This is a genomic window from Ensifer sp. ENS08 (genome assembly GCF_014852195.1).
In the GTDB taxonomy this organism is placed as follows: domain Bacteria; phylum Pseudomonadota; class Alphaproteobacteria; order Rhizobiales; family Rhizobiaceae; genus Ensifer; species Ensifer adhaerens.
This window is the reverse complement of the sequence record NZ_JACVBF010000011.1, coordinates 144,281-164,378: the sequence shown is the minus strand read 5'-3', so window position 1 is coordinate 164,378 and position 20,098 is coordinate 144,281. Positions and strand designations below refer to the sequence as shown.

The window sequence follows — 20,098 nt, the reverse complement described above, 5'->3', positions numbered from 1 at the left end:
CTCAGGCCTCCAGCCGCCATTTGAGGGTGACGCCACCGGTCTGGTTGAGATCGAGCGCCGGGATCGCCGAAAGCAGCTTGCGGGTATAGGCATCCTTCGGCGCATCGAAGATCCGGTCGCGGTCGCCTTCTTCGATGATGCGCCCGTCCTGCATGACGATGACGCGGTCGGCGACCTGCTCGACGACGCCGAGGTCGTGGCTGATGAACAGGCACGAGAAGCCGTAGCGCTTCTGCAGGTTCGAGAAGAGTTCCAGCACCTGAGAGCGAACGGTTACGTCGAGCGCCGACACCGGCTCGTCGGCGATCAGGAATTTTGGCCGCCGTGCGATGGCGCGGGCGATAGCCACACGCTGGCGCTGGCCGCCCGAGAGCTCATGCGGATAGCGATTGGCGAAATCGGCGCTGAGCCCGACTTCCTCAAGCGTTTCGAGCGCACGGCGACGCTTGGCCGGCGTATCGAGGTCCGGCACCAGCCGCAGCGCTTCCTCGACGAGCGCCTGAATGGTCATGCGCGGATCGAGCGACGAATAGGGATCCTGGAAGACCATCTGGCAGTTCAGCCTATAATCGCGCCAGTCGGCGCTGCGCTCGCGGCCCTGGAACAGGATGTCGCCTTCGGCCTGCTGGACGAGGCCTGCGATGGTGCGGCCGAGCGTCGTCTTGCCAGAGCCGGAACCGCCGACCAGTGCCACGACCTCGCCGACATGGATATCGACGCTGACGCCGTGCAGCGCGCGCTTCGGCTCGTGCCTGCGGAAGAGACCCTTGCGGCCGGGATACTCGACGACAATATTGCGCGCCGAAACCATCGGCGTGCGGGTCATGTCGAGCTCACGCGCAGCACCACGGAACGGCAGCGACGAAAGCAGCTTGCGGGTATAGGGATGCTGCGGCGCCTGTAGTATCTCTTCGGTCAGCCCTTGCTCGACGACGACGCCCTTTTCCATCACCACGAAACGGTTGGTGTAGCGGGCGACCATCGGCAGGTCGTGGCTGATGAGCAGCACTGCAGTGCCCTCGGCCTGGGTCAACTCGACCATCAGCTCCATGACGTCGCGCTGGACGACGGCATCGAGCGCGGTCGTAGGCTCGTCTGCGATCAGCAAGGCTGGCTTCAACAGCATCACCGAGGCGAGCATGATGCGCTGGCGCATGCCGCCGGAGAACTCGTGCGGATAGGCGGTCAACGCCCGCTCCGGCTCGCGTATGCCGACACGCTGCAGCATTGAAAGGATCGCCGTGCGGCGCTCCTCGACCGACATCTTTGTGTGCAGGATCAGCCCTTCCTCGAGCTGCCGGCCGATGGTCATCGACGGGTTGAGCGAGGTCATCGGCTCCTGGAAGACGACGCCGACCTCCCCGCCGCGAAGCTGGCGGAGATCCCGGTCCTTCATGCCGAGCACATCCTTACCCCGGTAGAGGATCGTGCCGCCGATACGGCGGACGGCCGGCGGAATGAGCCCGATGATCGCGCGTGTCGCCAGTGTCTTGCCGGAGCCGCTTTCGCCGACGATGCCGACGATTTCGCCGGGCGCGACGTCAAAGCTGACGTTCTTCACTACCTGGTTGCCGGAGTGAGTGACGGCAAGCGAAAGGCGCTGGACACTGAGAAGAGGATTGCCGGTCATTTCAGGCCTCGCATGCGGGGGTCGAGACGGTCGCGTAGCGCGTCGCCCAGAAGGTTGATGCCGAGCAAAGTGAGAGCGATGCAGAGACCAGGGAAGAAACCGAGCCAGACGGCCTGTTCTATGAAGGGGCGGCCGGCGGCGAGCATGTTTCCCCAGGTGGGTGCCGGTGGCGGCACGCCGAGACCGAGGAAGGAAAGCGCGCTTTCCGAGAGGATCGCCCAGCCGAACATCGAGGTGGCAAGCACCGTGATCGGCGCGACGCAGTTCGGCAGGATATGGCGCAGCATCGTATATATCTCGCCATTGCCCATCACCCGCGACGCCTCGATGAACTCGCGTTCGCGCAGCGACAGCACCGCTCCGCGCACCACGCGGGCCATTGACGGCGTATAGGCGATGCCGAGCGCGAAGATGATGCCGTACTGGTTGGCGCCGAAGACGGCGAGCAGGCCGAGCGCCAGCAGGATGCCGGGGAAGGCCAGGAGCGCGTTGTTGATCGCCATGATCACGCCATCGACCCAGCCGCGCGCATAGCCGCTGACGATGCCGATGAAGGTGCCGAAGACGACGGCGAAGGTGACGGTCAGGAAGCCGATCCAGACGCTGGCACGGGCGCCGACCATCAGGCGGCTGGCGACATCGCGGCCGAACTCGTCGGTGCCGAGCCAGTGCGCTGCACCGGGTGCGGCAAGCCGCGCGGTGAAGCCGAGCGCCATCGGATCATAAGGCGTCCAGAAAAGGCCGATGAGGGCGGTGATGACCAGCAGGCCGATCAGGCCGCCGCCGATGGCGCCGTTGAAAGTGAGCTTTCTCATTCTGCCACCACCCGCGGATCGAAGAGAGGATAGAGGAGGTCGACCACCAGATTGACGACGACATAGGAGAAGGCGACGAGCAGCAGGCAGCCCTGGATCACCGGATAGTCGCGCTGGAAGATCGCATCGACCATTAGACGGCCAAGACCCGGAATGGTGAACACCGTCTCGATGACGGCGATGCCGCCGAGCAGGTTGCCGAGGATCAGGCCAATCATCGTCCAGGTCGGGCCGAAGGCGTTCTTGAAGGCGTGGCGCCAGAGAACGGCACTTTCCGAAAGCCCCTTGGCACGGGCATGGGTGATGTAATCGAGCCGCAGCACTTCGAGCGTAGAGGCGCGGGCCATGCGGATGATCACGCCCATCTCGTGGATGACAAGCGTCATGACCGGCAGCACCAGATAGAGAAGGCCGGCCTTCCAGTTCTCCGAGATCGGCACGTAGCCAAGCACCGGCAGCCAGCCGAGCTTCAGGCCGAAGGCGAGCAGCAAGAGAAGACCGAGCCAGAAGGTTGGGATCGACAGAAGCACGGTCGCCGAACCGACAAGCGCCAGGTCGGTCAGGCTGTTCTGCCGCCAGGCGGCGATGACGCCGGCCGGAACCGCGATCAGGCTCGCGAGAAGCACGGCGATGACGACGATTTCGGCGCTGACGAAGAAGCGGCTGACGACCAGATGCAGCACCGGCTCGCCGGTGACGATCGAGGTGCCGAAATCGCCGGAGAGGATGTTGCCGGCCCAGATGACGAATTGCTCCGGGATGCTGCGGTCGAGACCGAGCTCCGCGCGCAACGCGGCAATCTGCTGCGGTTCGGCCATATCGCCGAGCATCAGCGCTGCCGGATCACCGGGAATGAGGCGGATAAGCGTGAAGACGGCAACCGAGACGATCACGATCGTCGGTATCGCCATCACGAGACGATTGAGAATGAATTTGATCATGGGTTCCCCGTACTGAGGCAGGCCGCACGCGTTACCGCGATTCTCCTGCCCGTCGGCTCTCTTGTTGCAGGGACTATGATCGATTGGAAAAAATCGCGCAATATTATGAGTAAATGTCATACATCTATGAAAAGGGCATGCAACTTCATCGCGACCGGGTGGGCGCTGCCCGGCTGCTCGCTGGCGAGGAAGCCGGCGCGATCGCGCCGGCTTCCTCAGGTCAGATGAAGAAAATCGGCCAGTTCGCGGGCGGCAGCGCCTCCTGCCCGGTTCGCACCGATGGTGGAAGCCGACGGCCCGTAGCCGACGAGATGGATGCGCGGGTCTTTTGCCACCTGAGTCGCCAGCCGACCGGTCATCAGGATACCGCCGTCAGCATTGCGCAGTTGCAGCGGCGCCAGGTGATCGAGCGCGCTTCTGAAGCCGGTGCTCCAGAGGATGACGTCGACGGCCAGTTCGCGCCCGTCGGACCAGCGCACGCCGTTTTCGGTCATTTCGGCAAACATCGGCTGGCGCTCGAGCGCGCCGCGTGCACGTGCGGCCATGATCGCAGGTGTCACCGGAATGCCCGTCACCGAGACGACCGAGCCCGGCGGCAGGCCGCGGCGAACCCGGTCCTCGACCATGGCTACGGCGGCGCGTCCAACCTCTGGCGTAAACGGTTCGTCGCGGAAGGCCGGCTCCTCCCGCGTTACCCACGTGGTCGATGTCACCTGCGATATTTCATCGAGCAGCTGGATGGCGGAGATGCCGCCGCCGACGACCAGCACATGCTGCCCCGCGAATTGCGCTGCCGACTGATAATCCTTCGTGTGCAGCTGGTGCCCCTTGAAGCGCTCCGCTCCCGGATAGGGCGGGATATAGGGGGCCTCCCAGGTGCCGGTCGCGTTGATGATGCCGCGGGCAGCATAAGCCCCGTCGTCCGTCTCGACCCTGAAGCGCTCGCCCCGGTCACACACGACCTTGACGGCCACCGCCCGGCGGACCGGCAGACCGAATGCCTTCTCATAGGCGCCGTAATACTGCGGCACGGCGACGGCCGCGTGAACCTCGCCCTTGCTGGTATCGACCGCTTCGGAAAATCTCATGCCGGGAAGATCGTGAATACCGTTGACCGTATTCAAGGTCAGCGACGGCCAGCGAAACTGCCAGGCCCCGCCCGGCTGCGGCGACCGGTCGATGACGACATATTGCCTGTGAGGCGCCAGCCCGAGCCGGCCCAGGTGATAGGCCGAAGACAATCCCGCCTGCCCGGCGCCGATGACGACGATGTCGATCTTGCGGGCCACGCGCGCATGCGTTTCGACATCGACAGGCTGAGCCGCATCCGTCATGGTGCGGCCCGAAGCAAAAGCCTGTCAGTCCTTGCCAGATCATCCACGGCGGCGGCCCTATGCAATTGCCGCTGCGAAGATCGCCGCAAGTTTTTCGATGCCGATCTGGTCGTCGCGGTCGAAGCGTGCAGGCTCCGGGCTGTCGAGATCGATGACGCCGATCACCCGGCCGTCACGCCGCACCGGAACCACGAGTTCCGAGCGCGAGGCCGCATCGCAGGCGATGTGCCCCGGAAAGGCATGGACGTCTTCCACAAGGATCGAGCGGTCTTCCTTGACGGCCGTTCCGCAGACCCCGCGGCCGACGGCGATGCGCACACAGGCAGGCTTGCCCTGGAACGGTCCCAGCACGAGTTCGTCGTCGGTTTCGAGGAAATAAAACCCCGCCCAATTGAGGCTCGGCATGGTCTGGAACATCAGCGCCGACGTATTGGCCGCGTTGGCGATCAGGTTCGGCTCGCCATGAAGCAGCGATTCGAGCTGCTGGGCCAACTCCGCATAGAAAGCGCGCTTGTCGCCTGTGTCGATGGTGGCTGCCTGAAACATGATCTTATCCGCTCTAATGTTCGTATCGGCCGGCAATGTAGTGTCGCGCCCGTCCCATTGCCAATGGCCGCAACCTTGAGGCCATTGTCTCACGGCTGCTGCGAAGCGGCGACCTGCCTTTTGAGGCAGTCAATCATGGCTTGGGCTGCAAGCGACAGCGGTACGCCAGCCGCCGTCGCGACGCCGAAATCCTGGGTGAGGTGCGGCGAAAACGGACGGATCTCGATCGGTAGGTGCCGGTGCAGATTGGCAAAGAAGCTGCTGATGATCGCGACCCCAAGGCCGTAGGCCGCGTAGGCGCAGGCCGAGCTGTTGCTGTGGGTCTCGATCTTGACCTTTTGCGGCACGCCGGCCTTGCGGAAGATCTCGTCGAGCATGACCCGCGTCGGCCGGCGGCGGCCGATCAGGATCAAGGGCACGCCGCGCAGTTCCTTCGGCGTCACGGTTTCGTGCTGCGAAAGCGTGTGCCCCTTTTCCATGACGCAGACGCTGAGGCCGGTTGCGACCGGCTGCATTTCGAGACCGGCGCTCAGCTGCCCCTCATAACGCAGGAAGCCGAAATCGATGATGCGCTGCTCGACGAGGCGGGCGATCGCAACGGTCGTGTCGAAGAAGGTTTCGACGCGCACGCCGGGAAAATCCTTGGCATAGTCGGCGAGCATCGCCGGGGCGAAGGTCTCGGACATGCTGTTCGGCAGGCCGATGCGCACGACCTCTGGGCCGACTGCGCCGCTGCGCAGGTCCTGCGCCAGATTGGTGAACCGGTCGATGCCGAGCAAGATATGCTCCGCATCCTCGGCGAGCTTCATCGCCTCGGGCGTCGCAATCAGCCGGCCCTTGTCACGGGCAAAAAGCGTCAGCGACAGCTCTTCCTCGAGCTGCTGCAACAGCCGGCTGACGCCGGACTGGCTGAGCCCCATCGTCTTGGCGGCCGCAATCGTCGATCCGGTCGCCAACAGCGTGCGCAGCACTTCCAATTGTCGAAAATTCACGCCGCCCCCGGTCCGCTCGAACATCCGCTTGCTCTCCCCTCGTGTTTACGGGAAGGCGATGCTTCAAGGAAGGGGTCGGCAAGGTGCGGGGAAATCCGTGACGGATACCCGCCGGGAACGAGGAGCGCGCACGCGCGCTCCTCTGAGGTCACCGGTCTCACGCGCTGGCGTGGACCGGATGGTTGAAGCGGTCGGCGAAGATCTCGATCGAGCCGCGACCGAAGCTGCGCAGCTGCCGCCGCGTCAGCACCGACATGACACGCGCGGCCGTCGAGACGGTCATGGCGTCGAGCGGCCCTTCACCGCTCCACGGCTTGTTCAGTCGGTCGGTTACGATGCCGATGAGGTTTGCCGGCATGATGTCGCTGCAAGGTTTCATCCAGTCGAAGACCTCGCTGATGGGAATGCGCTTGCCTTCGAACGCAACGATGGGCTCGGGCATGTTGGCGCCCCAGTCATCATAGGCCTCCAGAGCATCACGAAACAGGTTCTGCAGCGTGATGGAGGCGTGCCCTTCATGGAGAGCAGGCAGGAAATTCGTCATTTGTGTCTCCTTCAGTGGTTAAGGCCGGGAAACGCGAATGGCCAATTCTGTCAGCATATGTTTGTGTTCGTGCCGGGTGGCCGATACTCTGGGGCCACACGACGGGTCAAACTGCAGGCGATGAGGCAAATGCACAAATCGGGCGCTGGTTCCCTGAGCCGCAGTCAATTTTGGCGGGAAATCGGTGAGCATACACGCCGCCGAGCATCACCAGGGTCCTCTTCCCTGGCCTTCCCCCGAATCGATCTTACCCATCCCGACCCGAAGGTAAACACCAAGTCGCCATCAAGGCCGAAACGAAATACTCAAATCGATAATTTCTATAGAATATACTATCTTACCCGATCAGGCCAGATAATTCACTGATATGCACCTCAATCGACAGGGAGCAGTCACATGGGAACGATCTCGCGGCTTTCCGAGAAAACTAGAGCCCCGGCGCACCGGATCGAAAGCGAAGAGGAAGCGCTGTCGATCGCGCGTGAGCTGGCGGCGGAATTTGCAGGGAGTGCCAACGAGCGGGACACGGATCGCATTCTGCCCTTCGACGAGCTCGATGCGCTCGCCCAATCCGGCCTGCTGGCGATCACCGTGCCGCCGGAGTATGACGGCATAGACGTCTCCAATGCCGTTCTTGCCGAAGTCACCGCCATCCTTTCGGAAGCGGATTCCTCGATCGGCCAGATCCCGCAGAACCATTTCTACATTCTCGAGGCGCTGCGCACCGATGGCACCGAGGAGCAAAAGGCCTTTTTCTTCGGCCGGGCGCTTGCCGGCGACCGTTTCGGCAACGCCCTTTCGGAGCGTGGCACGAAAACCGTCGGCGACTATGAGACCCGGCTTTCCTCCGACGGCCCCGGCTTCCGTCTGAACGGGCGCAAATATTATTCGACCGGCGTGTTGTTTGCCGAATGGATCGTCATCTTCGCCCTTGATCCGAACGACAAGCTGACCATGGCCTTCGTGCCGCGCGGCGCGGAGGGCTTGCAGATCATCGACGACTGGGACGGCTTCGGCCAGCGCACGACCGGCAGCGGCACGACCGTGCTGCAGAACGTCTATGTGGCCGCCGATGCGGTGGTGCGCCATCACCGCGGCTTCGAAAGGCCGACGACGATCGGTAGCGTCGGCCAGATCATCCATGCCGGCATCGATCTCGGCATTGCCCGGGCAGCCTTTGCCGAAACCCTCGACTTTGTCCGCAATCATGCGCGCCCCTGGATGGACAGTGGCGCCGAACGGGCGGCCGACGATCCGTTGACGATCGCCCGCATCGGCCAGCTTGCCATCCGCCTGGAGGCGGCAACGGCCACGCTGGAGCGTGCCGGCAAAAAGGTCGACGTCGCCCAGATCAACGGTACCGAGGAAAGCGTGATCGAAGCGACGCTTGCCGTTGCCGCGGCAAAGGTCCTGACGACCGAAATCGCCTTGGAAGCGAGCAACACGCTCTTCGAACTCGCCGGCACCGCATCGACGAAGATCGGCCTCAACCTCGACCGCCATTGGCGAAACGCCCGCACCCACACGCTGCACGACCCGGTGCGCTGGAAGCATCACGTTGTCGGCAACTACCACCTGAACGGCATCAAGCCGCCGAAGAACGGCGCACTCTGAGCCCATCGACCGCGCGCGATCGTCCCGAGGCGTGACCGGCGCTTTGGGCAACGCCCAACCTTGCCCGAAGGAGAGCCCCATGAGCCGCGAAATCCGGCTGAATGCCTTTGACATGAACTGCGTCGGCCACCAGTCGCCAGGGCTCTGGACCCATCCGCGCGACCAGTCCTGGCGCTACAAGGATCTCGATTACTGGGTGCATCTGGCAAAAACGCTCGAGCGCGGCAAGTTCGACGGCCTGTTCATCGCCGACGTGCTGGGCGTCTATGACGTGCTGAACGGCAATGCGGATGCAGCCCTTCGGCATTCGGCCCAGGTCCCGGTCAACGACCCGCTGCAACTGGTGCCGACCATGGCCTACGAGACCGAGCATCTCGGCTTCGGGCTGACGGCGTCGCTCTCCTTCGAGCATCCCTATACCTTCGCCCGCCGCATCTCGACGCTCGACCATCTGACCCGGGGGCGTGTCGGCTGGAACATCGTCACCTCCTACCTCAACAGCGGCGCGCTCAACATCGGCCAGGCGCAGCAGGCGCGCCACGACGACCGCTATGATCTCGCCGAGGAATATCTGGAGGTCTGCTACAAGCTCTGGGAAGGAAGCTGGGAGGACGGCGCCGTCGTGCGCGATCGGGCAAGCGGTATCTTCACCCATCCGGAAAAGGTGCATCCGATCAACCATCACGGCCGCCACTTCACGGTTCCCGGCATTCACCTGAGCGAACCGTCGCCGCAGCGCACGCCCGTGCTCTACCAGGCCGGCTCTTCGAGCCGCGGCAAGGACTTTGCCGGGGCGCACGCCGAATGCATCTTCGTCGCCGCGCCATCCAAAACCGTATTGAAGCGCTATGTCGCCAATGTCCGCGAGGCAGCCGCGCGCGCCGGCCGCAACCCACGCGAAATCCTCGCCTTCAATCTGCAGACGGTGATCCTCGGCGAAACCGACGCGGAGGCGAAGAAGAAGTTCGACGAATACCGCAGCCACGTGTCCTACGAGGGTGCCCTGGCGCTGATCTCCGGCTGGACAGGCATCGATTTCGGCCAGTTCGCCCCGGACGAGCCGCTTCGCCACCGTTACACCAACGCGGTGCAATCGGCCGTCGAGACCTTTACGACCATCGACCCGGATCGGGTGTGGACCGTGCGCGAAATGGCCGACTGGGTGGGTATCGGCGGCTTCGGCCCCGTCTTCGTCGGCTCGCCCTCGACGGTCGCCGATCTCCTGCAGGAATGGGTCGAGGACACCGATGTCGACGGCTTCAACCTTGCCTATGCCATCACGCCCGGGACCTTCGAAGACGCCGTCGACCTGCTGGTGCCGGAACTGCAAAGACGCGACGTCTACAAGACCGGCTACCGCGAAGGCACGCTCCGCGAAAAGCTCTTCGGCGCCGGTCCGAGGCTTGCAGCGCCGCATCCGGGCGCCGGCTATCGCGACCTCGCCGGCCAGCGGCAGACGATCGCGGCCTCCGCTTAAGCGAAGACATCAAAGAAACGCCGCCGGAACCTTTGTTCAGGCGGCGTTTTTCCACGCACAGTCACCCTGTGCGTCAGGTTCAGCTGTAAAGGCTTATCGGCGGGATCCGACCGTTGAGCGCAAAGTCGCCGACCTCGCGCGCCTTGTAGGCGACCGGGTCATGCAGCGTGTGGGTGCGGACATTGCGCCAGTAGCGGTCGAAGCGATAGTGCCCAGCCGTGGCGCGCGCGCCCATCAATTCGAACACCCTTGCCGTCACGTCGAGCGCCACGTGGGTGGAATGCACCTTGGCCGCATAGGCCTCGATCGCCGCCGCGCCCCGCGCCTCGGCCGTTACCGAGCTGCCCTCGGACAAGGCCGCTTCGACCGCTGCCGCAGCCGCATCAGCCAGCGCGACCGACGCCTTCAGGTTCGTCTGGAGCTCGCCGATCGCCTCAAGGATATAGGGGTCGTCGCCGGCACGCTCGACGCCGGACGTCACCCAGGGACGCGTTGTGCTGCGGACGTAGTCGAGCGCTGCTGCCAGCGCCCCCTGCGCCGTGCCGAGATAGAAATTGACGAAGACGAGCTGGATCAGCGGCGTGTTGAAGGTCGCTTGCACCGGTGGCGGATCTAAGGGTTCGGCAAGCGCCTGGATGAAGTCTCGCCCATAAACCGGAAAGTCGCGGAACTCGACGCTGCCGCTGTCCGACAGGCGCTGGCCGATATTGTCCCAGTCGTCGTTCGCGATATAGCCGGGACGGTCGGTGGGCACGACGAAATTGGCGATCTTGCCGTCGAGCGTGGCATTGACGTTGATGCGGTCGGAGACATGCGCGCCGGTCGAAAACGTCTTGCGGCCGTTCAAGACGTAGTGCGCGCCGCGCCGCTCGAGCGTCAGGCCGGGGTCGCGCGGGTTGACGGCTGCACCCCAGTAGAGCTGCCGCTCGACCGTTTCGGCGCCCAGCACCCAGGCTTGCCGGGGATCGGCGGCGGCCCAATAGACGTATTGGCTGTTGACGTAGTGGTAGCCCAGCAATTGCCCGATCGAGCTTTCGCCGCGCGCGACGATGCGCACCAGCCGCAGCCCGTCGATCCAGCTCAAGCCGGCCCCACCGATCTCCGGCGAATGCAACGCCGTCAACAGACCAGCCTGGCGGAGCGCCTCGATCTCCTCGCGCGGCGGCGCGCCCACCCGGTCGAGTTCGGCGCCCCGACGGGCAAGATCGGTTGACAGCGCCTCGGCACGGGCAAAAAGCTCCCGTCGCCTTTCGTCATGTTCGGCGTTCACCGGCGCCGGTTCTCTGAGGAAGTGTACGTTGCTCATCCGCCTCTCCTTGGTTGAGGCGTAATAATGAACTTATTCTATAGACAATGACAGCAAATGGATTTTGACTTGGGCGGAAGCCCGAGAAAGTCTTACCTGTCACCCGGTGCCGCCCACGCGCCGGCGGGAAACGGGGCCATCGCGCTCAGGCACTATTCCGGGAAATGCGATAGACGCTGGCAGGCGGCAAGTTGAGCGGCACCCAGCGCCGAAAGGAGGCCTTGAGCCCAAGCTCGCGCAGAACCTGGAGCGAGATCGGGCATCGCGGTCCATAGGTGAACTGGAACAGGCTTCCATCCTCGGCAAGGTGATGAAAGACCGAGGCGAGGATCGCCCGCACGGTCTGCGCCGGCATGGACAGAAGTGGCAGGCCGCTGATCGCCGCCCCGACGGACTTCACCGCCGGCAGGGCCAGGTGCTGGGCGTCGCCCTCGATCAGCGTCGCGCTCGGGAACCGCTCCCGCAACAGCATGGCGAAAGCCGGATTGCGCTCCACCAGGATGAGATTGTCCTCGTAAACGCCGTTGCGAAGCAGTGCCCGCGTGAAGGCTCCGGTGCCAGGCCCAAGTTCGAGCACATTGCCGGAGAGCGGTCCGATCTCGGTGGTCATGGCGACCGCCAGCCGTCTGCTCGAAGGCGCGATCGCCGCGACCTCCAGCGGTCTCGCCGCCCAGGATCTGAGGAAGAGCAGGAAATCCGATGCCGTTTTCTGTTTGGTCAAGTCGCGCCTCCGTTGTTGCAACGGTGCCTGGTATCGCTCCTTGTCGGATGCCGCGCATTAACCCGGGTTAAGCCTGGTGTCGGCCTCCGCCCGCACTCGCTTGGCGATGCGGCTGAGGCCGACCGGGGTGATGCCGAGATAGCCGGCGAGGTCCTTCTGCGGCACCCGTGCGACCACCTCCGGTTCCTCGACGAGCAGTGCGCGATAGCGCTCCTCGGGATCAAGCGTCAGGAACTGGCGTTCACGGCGCTCCTTGCGCTCGGCAAGCATCATCAGCGCACTTCGGATCATCCGCGACCAGCCAAGGTCGGTGTCGGCCAGCGCCTGCAGCGTCACGAACGGAATTCTCTCGAGGCGGCTCTCCTCGACCGCAATTGCCGAAAAGCTCGCCCGCCCGGCGGGCACCAGCGCCGAGAGGCTCGCAAAGAACCGCCCTTCGATGGCGAAGGACTTGATCCACTCCTCGCCATTGGCACGCAGATAGGTGAGCTTCACCAGGCCGCGCTCGATCACATAGACATAGGGATGCGGCTCATCCTGATGGAAGACCGTTTCGCCAGCCCTCACGCTGCGCACCTGCATCGCCTCGGCCAGGCGCTCCGCCTGCGCCAGCGGATGCCGGGCGATGCGCTCGAACAGCGAAATCGCAGCGCCCTCTGCGCGCTTAACTTCGGTTAATGCCATCCCCGTCCTCCCGTTGCAGATTCGACTGCGCAACAACGGGAAATAGATCACATGGCACGCTACGTCGTCACCGGGGCAAGCTCGGGAATCGGCAGGGAGATCGCACTGCAACTGGCCGCGAGAGGGCACGATGTCTTAGCACTTGGCCGCGACCGGGAGCGACTGGAGGACTTGACGCTGCGAAACCGGAGGATCGAAACGCGGGTGCTCGATCTCTGCGATCGGGCCGCAACCATCGCCTGCGGAGCCAAGATGGCGGGCGATCCGATCGACGGTCTCATCAACAACGCGGCCATCCAGCACAATGTCCGGTTCGACGACCCGCATTACGACGCCGGACAAATCGCGGACGAAGTCGATACCAATCTCGTCGCGCCGATGCTGTTGTCGCGGCTGCTTCTGCCGAAGACGCCCGGGCGCCCCTTCGTCATCGTCAATGTCGGCTCAGCACTCGCCCGTTATCCGAAAACGACGGCGGCGGTCTACAGCGCCACCAAGGCGGGGCTGCGCATGTTTTCGGAAGCACTTTCCGTCCAGCACCAGGCAGGCGCAGTCAAAGTGGTTGATGTGGTGCTGCCGCTCGTCGATACCCCGATGACATCAGGGCGGGGAAAGGACAAGGTCAGCGCGGCCTATGCGGCGAAGGAAATCCTGCGTGCGCTCGAGCCGGGCGCAACCCGCATCCATGTCGGCAAGGCGCGATTGCTGCGCCTGCTCGAAATCATAGCGCCGCCTGCAGCCGCCGCGATCATCAGAAAGCTGTGACGCTGCAGTTCTCAAGCGGCATCTTGCGATCGCAGGCCCCACAGCGGGCCTTTGCGTGAAGGTTAGCCAGCCTCCGCGTCCCTCAAGGCGACGATCTCGGACGCGTTGTCGTTGGCGGCGAACTGCTCCAACGTCATGTTGTCGAGGATCGAGGCGATCGCGTCGCGAACGTTGCTCATCGACTTGCGCACATGACAGTTGACCGGATCGGCACAGTCGTCGCAGGCCTCGAACGCGGTGCGGCTGGCGCAGCGGATCGGTGCCAGGGGACCGTCGAGCGTGCGGATGACCTGGCCGATGCGGATGTCGGAGGCTGGCCGGGAGAGCGAATAGCCGCCGCCCGGGCCCTTCTTCGAGCGCAGGATGCCGGCATTGCGCAGTTCGAGCAGGATCGCGTCCAGGAACTTTTTCGGAATATTGTTCCGCGTGGCGATCTCGGTGATGAAGGCGGTCTCTCCGGGCTCCAGTTGAGCCAGGTCGACAAGGGCCTTGAGCCCGTATTTTCCTTTTTTGGTCAACATGTCACTTCACTTTCCTGAACAAGGAAAGCCGCCACAACGCCCCTTCCCGCGGCATTTACCGGGGGTAACGGGTTGTGACGGCCGCACTCTTTCGCTTAGGATGTCCTACACCCAAACTGCACCATTCTCAATAAAATACGTCAGTTACTGCATAGATTTAGTGATTTTAGAAGGCGCTTTTATGGCAGGGGGGAGAACTTCCGCTCCCTTGAGAAGGTGGCTTTGCCTCAAGAGCCAGCAGTCGCTTGCCTCGGACGCCGCGAAACCCGACGCCGGAGCACCGCAGGTGTAACTGTTCAGGATGCGATCACACCGTCAGATGGCGGCGCGCCTCTGATGTGTCCAGCGTTTCGGCTGCGCCCTCGTGGACCACAGCGCCCCGATCGAGGATGTAGACGTGGTCGGCGAGTTCGCGACAGAAATCGAGATACTGCTCGACCAAGAGGATCGCCATGCCGGTCGAATCCCTGAGATAGCGGATAGCCCGGCCGATATCCTTGATGATCGAGGGCTGGATGCCTTCGGTCGGCTCGTCGAGCACAAGGATCTTCGGTCGCGTCACCAGCGCTCGGCCGATCGCCAGTTGCTGCTGCTGACCGCCGGAGAGGTCGCCGCCACGGCGACCAAGCATCGAGCGCAACACCGGAAAGAGGTTGAAGACGTCCTCGGGTATCGAGCGGTCGCCGCGCTTCAGGGGCGCATAGCCGGTCTCCAGGTTCTCCTTGACCGTCAGCAGCGGGAAGATTTCACGCCCCTGGGGGACGTAGCCGATGCCTTCTTTTGCCCGCCGATAGGGCGCCATGCCGGCGAGTGCTGCGCCGTTGAAGTCGATCGCGCCGGCGCTGACCGGATGCTGACCGGTGATCGCCCGAAGCAGGCTCGACTTGCCGACGCCATTGCGCCCGAGCACGCAGGTGATCTTGCCCATCTCGGCCGTGATCGACACGTTTCGCAGCGCCTGCGCGGCGCCGTAGTGAAGATTGACGTTTTCGACGCTGAGCATGGCGCGCCCTCCTTTTGGATTTTCGGTGTGGGTCATCACCGGCCAAGGTAGTTCTCGATCACCTTCGGATCGCTGCTGACAAAGTCGATCGAGCCTTCCGCCAGCACCGCCCCTTCAGCAAGGCAGGTGACCTTGACGCCGAGTTCACGGATGAAGCCCATGTCGTGCTCGACAACCACGACCGATCGGGTCTTGGCGATCTCCTTCAGCAGGATGGCTGTCTCGGCAGTTTCCGCGTCGGTCATGCCGGCGACCGGTTCGTCGACCAGCAGCAGTTCCGGCTCCTGGGCAAGCAGCATGCCGATCTCCAGCCATTGCTTCTGCCCGTGCGAAAGGTTGGCGGCGAGATCGCTGCTGCGCGACGACATGCGGATGGTCGCAAGGATCTCCTCGATCCGAGCCTTGTCCTCTGCCGTCAGTCGGTAAAAGAGTGTCGGAAACACGCCGCGCTTGCGGTTGAGCGCCAGCTCGAGATTGTCCCAGACCGTGTGGCTTTCAAACACCGTCGGCTTCTGGAATTTGCGGCCGATGCCGAGCGAAGCGATCTCCGCCTCGTCCTTCTTCGTGAGATCGATCTCGCCCTTGAAGAACACCTGCCCCTCGTCCGGCCGCGTCTTGCCGGTGATGATGTCCATCATCGTCGTCTTGCCGGCGCCGTTCGGGCCGATGATCGCTCGTAGCTCGCCGGGTTCGATGACGAAGGAGAGCGCATTCAACGCCTTGAAGCCGTCGAAGGAGACGGAGACGCCGTCGAGATAGAGAAGGCTGGTCGGCTTGGTCTGCCCGATTGTCTGGTTCATGTCGTTACTCCGCCGCCATGGGTTCAACGGCCAGATTGTCCGGTGTTTCAGCCGCCCGCGTCTGACGCTCCGCACGCCGGCGGGCGAAGTACGCGCCAGCCGTTCCGACGACGCCCTTCGGCAGGAACAGGGTGACGAGCACGAAGAGGCCGCCAAGCGCAAAGAGCCAGAATTCCGGGAACGCTGCGGTGAAGATGCTCTTGCCGCCATTGACGAGAATGGCGCCGACGATCGGGCCAATCAGCGTGCCGCGCCCGCCGACCGCCGTCCAGATCACCACTTCGATCGAATTGCCGGGCTCGAACTCGCCGGGATTGATGATGCCGACCTGGGGCACATAGAGCGCGCCGGCAATGCCGGCCATCATCGCCGATAGGGTGAAGGCAAAGAGCTTGATGTGCTCGACGCGGTAGCCGAGGAAGCGCGTCCGGCTTTCCGCGTCGCGGACTGCCACGAGCACCTTGCCGTACTTGGAACGTACGATCGCCGACGTCAGGATCAGGCAGAGCGCCAGCATCAGCGCCGAGGCAGCGAACAAGGCGGCGCGCGTGCCGTTAGCCTGGATGTTGAAGCCGAGGATGTCCTTGAAGTCGGTGAGGCCGTTGTTGCCGCCGAAGCCCATGTCGTTGCGGAAGAACGCAAGCAGCAGTGCGTAGGTCATCGCCTGAGTGATGATCGAGAGATAGACGCCGTTGACCCGCGAGCGGAAGGCGAACCAGCCGAAGACGAAGGCGAGCAGCCCCGGGACAAGGACCACCATGAGCGCGGCAAACCAGAACATGTCGAAGCCATGCCAGAACCACGGCAGCTCCTTCCAGTTGAGGAACACCATGAAATCCGGCAGCAGCGGGTTGCCGTAGGAGCCGCGCGCCCCGATCTGGCGCATCAGGTACATGCCCATGGCGTAACCGCCGAGCGCGAAGAAAGCCGCATGCCCGAGAGAAAGGATGCCGCAGAAACCCCAGACGAGATCGAGCGCCAGCGCCAGCAGCGCATAGGTCAGGTACTTGCCGAACAGCGACACAAGATAGGTCGGCACGTGCAGTGGATGATCGGGCGCGGTCAAAAGGTTGAGCGCCGGGACAAGCATCGCGAGGCCGACAAGGATCGCAACGGCGATCAGAATGCTGCGGTCGAACGACCGCATCAGAAATGACGTGATCATGCTTCCACCGCCCTTCCCTTGAGTGCGAAGAGGCCGCGCGGTTTCTTCTGGATGAAGAGGATGATCAGCACCAGCACGAGGATTTTGCCGAGCACCGCGCCGGCATAGGGTTCCAGGAACTTGTTGAGGATGCCGAGCGAGAAGGCGCCGACGAGCGTCCCCCAGAGATTGCCGACGCCGCCGAAGACGACGACCATGAAGCTGTCGATGATGTAGCCCTGGCCGAGATTGGGCGAGACGTTGTCGATCTGCGAGAGCGCCACGCCCGCCATGCCGGCGATGCCGGAGCCGAGCGCGAAGGTGAGCGCGTCCACCCAGGGGGTGCGGATGCCCATCGACGACGCCATGCGCCGGTTCTGGGTTACGGCCCGCATCTTAAGGCCCATCGACGTCCTCTTGAGCAGGAACAGCAGCGCCGCAAATACCGCCAGCGCGAAAACGATGATCCACAGGCGGTTCCAGGTGATGGTCAGCCCGCCAAACTCGAAGGCGCCGGACATCCACGAGGGATTGCCGACCTCTCGATTGGTCGGCCCGAAGATCGAGCGCACCGCCTGCTGCAGGATCAGCGAGATGCCCCAGGTGGCAAGCAGCGTTTCGAGCGGTCGCCCGTAGAGAAAGCGGATGACGCCGCGCTCGATTGCAAGGCCAACCGCGCCGGTCACGAGAAAGGCGAGCGGCAGCGCGATCGCCAGCGACCAGTCGAAGAGGTCAGGATAGGAATTGCGCACCACCTCCTGCACCAGGAAGGTCGTGTAGGCGCCGAGCATGACCATCTCGCCATGGGCCATGTTGATGATGCCCATGACGCCGAAGGTGATGGCAAGGCCGATCGCCGCCAGCAAGAGGACCGAGCCGAGCGACAGGCCGTACCAAATGTTCTGGCCGGCGCTCCAGAAGGCCTGGGTCTGCTCGATCCGGGCGATCGCCGCCTCGATATCGGGTTTAAGGGAAGCATCGGCTGTGGCCAGAGCGGAGGTCAGAACGGCAAGGCCGTTTCGCCCGTTACCTTCGGCAAGCAGCGCGATCGCCTGACGCTTCTGATCGTCCGGGCGATCCGAGACGAGCAGCGTCACCGCGCGGGCCTCATCGAGAACCTTGCGCACGGTCCCGTCTTTCTCGGCCGCGATCGCCGTTTCGATCGCCTCGAGCGCATCGGCATTCGGCGTCTGCAGCATGGATTGCGCCGCCTTTATGCGCGCACTGGTATCGTCGCTGAAGAGCGTGAGACCTCCGAGCGCGCTGCGAACCGCGCGACGCACCGCATTGTTGACCTTGACCTTCTGCATCGCCGCCTTCGGTGCCGCTCCGGCGTCAGCCCCGGTCACGGGATCGACGAGCAGCAGGTCTGCGCCCTGCGCCTTGACCAGAAAGACCCTGCCGTCGGACTTGCGCTGATAAAGTTCCCCCTCGCCCAGCGCCTCAAGCACCGGAACGACCTTCGCGTCGCCGGTCTCGGCCAGCGCCGTTATGTGGTCGTCCATGTCGGAAAGCTTAGCGCTGCCCAGCTGATCGATCAGCGGGCCGAGGTCTTCGGCTGCGCGAGAACCGACCACATGGGCCGATATCACCAGACACAGCGCAACGAACAGGATCTGCAGAATTCGGTACATGGCCCCCTCATGCGGGTCCTGTCATGCGGCGCATGCACAAACCCGTCATAGCCCAAGCAAGCTCCCTTCGCTCGTGCGCGCCGCCGAACGAAGGGCATGCTTGCCTCAAGTTTTCGTCATGCAATCACTGTCCGGGTGGCACGCCGCCCGGTCTATGACTAGGTGATGAAATCAGGAGCCCTTGCCGCCGCACTTGCCGGTGGCGACGTTGAAGTTGCCGCAGGACATCGGCGCGCGCCAATCGGAGATCAGGTCTTTGGAGTCCGGCAGATAATCGGACCATTCGTCGCCGACGACGAGGCCGGGTGTTTCCCAGACGGTCTCGAACTGGCCGTCGCCCTGGATCTCGCCGATCAGCACCGGCTTGGTAATGTGGTGGTTCGGCATCATCGTCGAGTAGCCGCCCGAAAGATTGGGGACGGAGACGCCGATCATCGCGTCGAGAACGGCGTCCGTATCGGTCGTGCCGGCCTTTTCGACCGCCTTCAGCCACATGTTGAAGCCGATGTAATGCGCTTCCATCGGATCGTTTGTCACGCGCTTGTCGTTCTTGGTATAGGCCTTCCAGGTCTTGATGAACTCGGCATTGGCGGGTGTGTCGACCGACTGGAAATAGTTCCAGGCTGCCAGATGCCCCACGAGCGGCGTGGTATCGAGCCCGGCGAGTTCCTCTTCGCCGACCGAGAAGGCGACGACCGGAATATCCTCCGCCTTGACGCCCTGGTTCGCCAGTTCCTTGTAGAACGGCACGTTGGCGTCGCCATTGATGGTCGAGACCACGGCGGTCTTCTTGCCGGCCGAGCCGAACTTCTTGATGTCAGAAACGATGGTCTGCCAATCGGAATGACCGAAGGGCGTGTAGTTGATCATGATGTCCTCGGGCTTCACGCCCTTGGAGATCAGATAAGCTTCGAGGATCTTGTTGGTCGTGCGCGGATAGACATAGTCGGTGCCCGCGAGCACCCAACGCTCGACGCTCTCGTTTTCCATCAGATAGTCGACGGCCGGGATCGCCTGCTGGTTCGGCGCCGCCCCGGTGTAGAAGACGTTGCGCTGGCTTTCCTCGCCCTCATACTGGACGGGATAGAAAAGGATCGAGTTCAACTCCTCGAACACCGGCAGAACCGACTTGCGCGATACCGAGGTCCAGCAGCCGAAGACCGCCGAGACCTTGTCGACCGAGACCAGTTCGCGCGCCTTTTCAGCAAAGAGCGGCCAGTCGGACGCGGGATCGACGACGACGGCCTCGAGCTTCTTGCCGAGCAGGCCGCCCTTCTTGTTCTGCTCGTCGATCAGCATCAGCATGGCGTCCTTCAGCGTCGTCTCGGAGATCGCCATGGTGCCGGAAAGCGAATGCAGGATGCCGACCTTGATCGTGTCGTCAGCGGCGAAAGCGCTGCTGAAAGCCGTCGTCGACAGGATGGCGGCCAGGAATGCGCCGGTCACGCTTGTCTTGATAGTCATCTGATGGAACCCCTCTCGTTCTGGAGCAACTGGCCCTTCGGTGCTTCTAGCCGCTGCTTAAGGGGATCATCGGACAGCCACGCTGCACTGCACATACGTCATTCTACGTAGGCGCCGGGGGCAAAGAGGAACGCGATTGATAACCTGGTCGCGGGCGGCTGCA

19 protein-coding genes are annotated in these 20,098 nt (G+C 63.5%); 3 read left to right on the top strand and 16 right to left on the bottom strand.

Annotation, left to right across the window (positions count from 1 at the left end; genetic code table 11):
- Position 1: 1 nt before the first annotated feature.
- The 7 genes from IB272_RS22340 to IB272_RS22310 all read right to left on the bottom strand — a co-directional run bounded on the left by IB272_RS22340 (position 2) and on the right by IB272_RS22310 (position 6,802).
- Complete coding sequence (locus IB272_RS22340) at positions 2-1,630, bottom strand: ABC transporter ATP-binding protein (protein WP_192445061.1); 1,629 nt, start codon at positions 1,628-1,630, stop codon at positions 2-4.
- Positions 1,627-2,445, bottom strand: coding sequence for an ABC transporter permease (locus IB272_RS22335; protein ID WP_034805777.1), 819 nt, complete (start codon positions 2,443-2,445; stop codon positions 1,627-1,629). The genes IB272_RS22340 and IB272_RS22335 overlap by 4 nt, the downstream gene beginning before the upstream one ends.
- The gene (locus IB272_RS22330; RefSeq protein ID WP_034805773.1) at positions 2,442-3,386 is read right to left on the bottom strand and encodes an ABC transporter permease; all 945 of its coding nucleotides are present in this window, start codon (positions 3,384-3,386) and stop codon (positions 2,442-2,444) included. The genes IB272_RS22335 and IB272_RS22330 overlap by 4 nt, the downstream gene beginning before the upstream one ends.
- Before the next feature lie 215 nt (positions 3,387-3,601).
- Positions 3,602-4,720, bottom strand: coding sequence for an NAD(P)-binding domain-containing protein (locus IB272_RS22325; protein WP_051659710.1), 1,119 nt, complete (start codon positions 4,718-4,720; stop codon positions 3,602-3,604).
- 57 nt (positions 4,721-4,777) lie between these two features.
- Complete coding sequence (locus tag IB272_RS22320; RefSeq protein WP_034805770.1) at positions 4,778-5,266, bottom strand: GAF domain-containing protein; 489 nt, start codon at positions 5,264-5,266, stop codon at positions 4,778-4,780.
- A gap of 89 nt (positions 5,267-5,355) precedes the next feature.
- On the bottom strand, positions 5,356-6,258 hold the full coding sequence (locus tag IB272_RS22315; RefSeq protein WP_034805970.1) for a LysR family transcriptional regulator: 903 nt from the start codon (positions 6,256-6,258) through the stop codon (positions 5,356-5,358).
- A 157-nt stretch (positions 6,259-6,415) separates the two neighbouring features.
- Positions 6,416-6,802: a hypothetical protein gene (locus IB272_RS22310; protein WP_034805768.1), complete on the bottom strand. Its 387-nt coding sequence runs from the start codon at positions 6,800-6,802 to the stop codon at positions 6,416-6,418.
- Positions 6,803-7,198: 396 nt separating this feature from the next.
- Between IB272_RS22310 and IB272_RS22305 the strand changes: the two genes are divergently transcribed.
- Both IB272_RS22305 and IB272_RS22300 read left to right on the top strand, forming a co-directional pair.
- The gene (locus IB272_RS22305; RefSeq protein WP_034805765.1) at positions 7,199-8,416 is read left to right on the top strand and encodes an SfnB family sulfur acquisition oxidoreductase; all 1,218 of its coding nucleotides are present in this window, start codon (positions 7,199-7,201) and stop codon (positions 8,414-8,416) included.
- A 79-nt stretch (positions 8,417-8,495) separates the two neighbouring features.
- Positions 8,496-9,893, top strand: a complete 1,398-nt coding sequence (locus IB272_RS22300; RefSeq protein ID WP_192445059.1) for an LLM class flavin-dependent oxidoreductase — start codon at positions 8,496-8,498, stop codon at positions 9,891-9,893.
- Positions 9,894-9,972: 79 nt separating this feature from the next.
- Here IB272_RS22300 and IB272_RS22295 read toward each other — a convergent pair whose 3' ends face one another.
- From IB272_RS22295 to IB272_RS22285, 3 genes are all read right to left on the bottom strand, one after another.
- Entirely contained in the window at positions 9,973-11,199 is a 1,227-nt protein-coding gene (locus tag IB272_RS22295) for an acyl-CoA dehydrogenase family protein (RefSeq protein WP_051659709.1), read from the bottom strand.
- Between the two features lie 145 nt (positions 11,200-11,344).
- Positions 11,345-11,920, bottom strand: coding sequence for a methyltransferase domain-containing protein (locus IB272_RS22290; RefSeq protein WP_034805750.1), 576 nt, complete (start codon positions 11,918-11,920; stop codon positions 11,345-11,347).
- A gap of 57 nt (positions 11,921-11,977) precedes the next feature.
- Entirely contained in the window at positions 11,978-12,604 is a 627-nt protein-coding gene (locus IB272_RS22285; protein ID WP_051659708.1) for a Crp/Fnr family transcriptional regulator, read from the bottom strand.
- A gap of 51 nt (positions 12,605-12,655) precedes the next feature.
- On the opposite strand from IB272_RS22285, the gene IB272_RS22280 reads away from it, so the two are divergent.
- Positions 12,656-13,369, top strand: a complete 714-nt coding sequence (locus IB272_RS22280) for an SDR family NAD(P)-dependent oxidoreductase (RefSeq protein ID WP_192438683.1) — start codon at positions 12,656-12,658, stop codon at positions 13,367-13,369.
- A gap of 62 nt (positions 13,370-13,431) precedes the next feature.
- Here IB272_RS22280 and IB272_RS22275 read toward each other — a convergent pair whose 3' ends face one another.
- The 6 genes from IB272_RS22275 to urtA all read right to left on the bottom strand — a co-directional run bounded on the left by IB272_RS22275 (position 13,432) and on the right by urtA (position 19,935).
- Positions 13,432-13,890: an Rrf2 family transcriptional regulator gene (locus tag IB272_RS22275; RefSeq protein WP_029742909.1), complete on the bottom strand. Its 459-nt coding sequence runs from the start codon at positions 13,888-13,890 to the stop codon at positions 13,432-13,434.
- Between the two features lie 307 nt (positions 13,891-14,197).
- Complete coding sequence (gene urtE, locus IB272_RS22270; RefSeq protein WP_029742910.1) at positions 14,198-14,893, bottom strand: urea ABC transporter ATP-binding subunit UrtE; 696 nt, start codon at positions 14,891-14,893, stop codon at positions 14,198-14,200.
- Positions 14,894-14,928: 35 nt separating this feature from the next.
- Positions 14,929-15,693 carry an urea ABC transporter ATP-binding protein UrtD gene (gene urtD, locus IB272_RS22265; RefSeq protein WP_029742911.1) on the bottom strand — a complete coding sequence of 255 codons (765 nt, stop codon included), beginning with the start codon at positions 15,691-15,693 and terminating at the stop codon, positions 14,929-14,931.
- A gap of 4 nt (positions 15,694-15,697) precedes the next feature.
- Complete coding sequence (urtC, locus tag IB272_RS22260; protein WP_034805744.1) at positions 15,698-16,858, bottom strand: urea ABC transporter permease subunit UrtC; 1,161 nt, start codon at positions 16,856-16,858, stop codon at positions 15,698-15,700.
- Positions 16,855-18,471 (bottom strand): urea ABC transporter permease subunit UrtB, encoded by a 1,617-nt coding sequence (urtB, locus tag IB272_RS22255; protein WP_112985496.1) that lies wholly within the window; start codon positions 18,469-18,471, stop codon positions 16,855-16,857. Before urtB ends, urtC begins: the two co-directional genes overlap by 4 nt.
- Before the next feature lie 171 nt (positions 18,472-18,642).
- Entirely contained in the window at positions 18,643-19,935 is a 1,293-nt protein-coding gene (gene urtA, locus IB272_RS22250; RefSeq protein WP_029742795.1) for an urea ABC transporter substrate-binding protein, read from the bottom strand.
- Positions 19,936-20,098 lie beyond the last annotated feature (163 nt).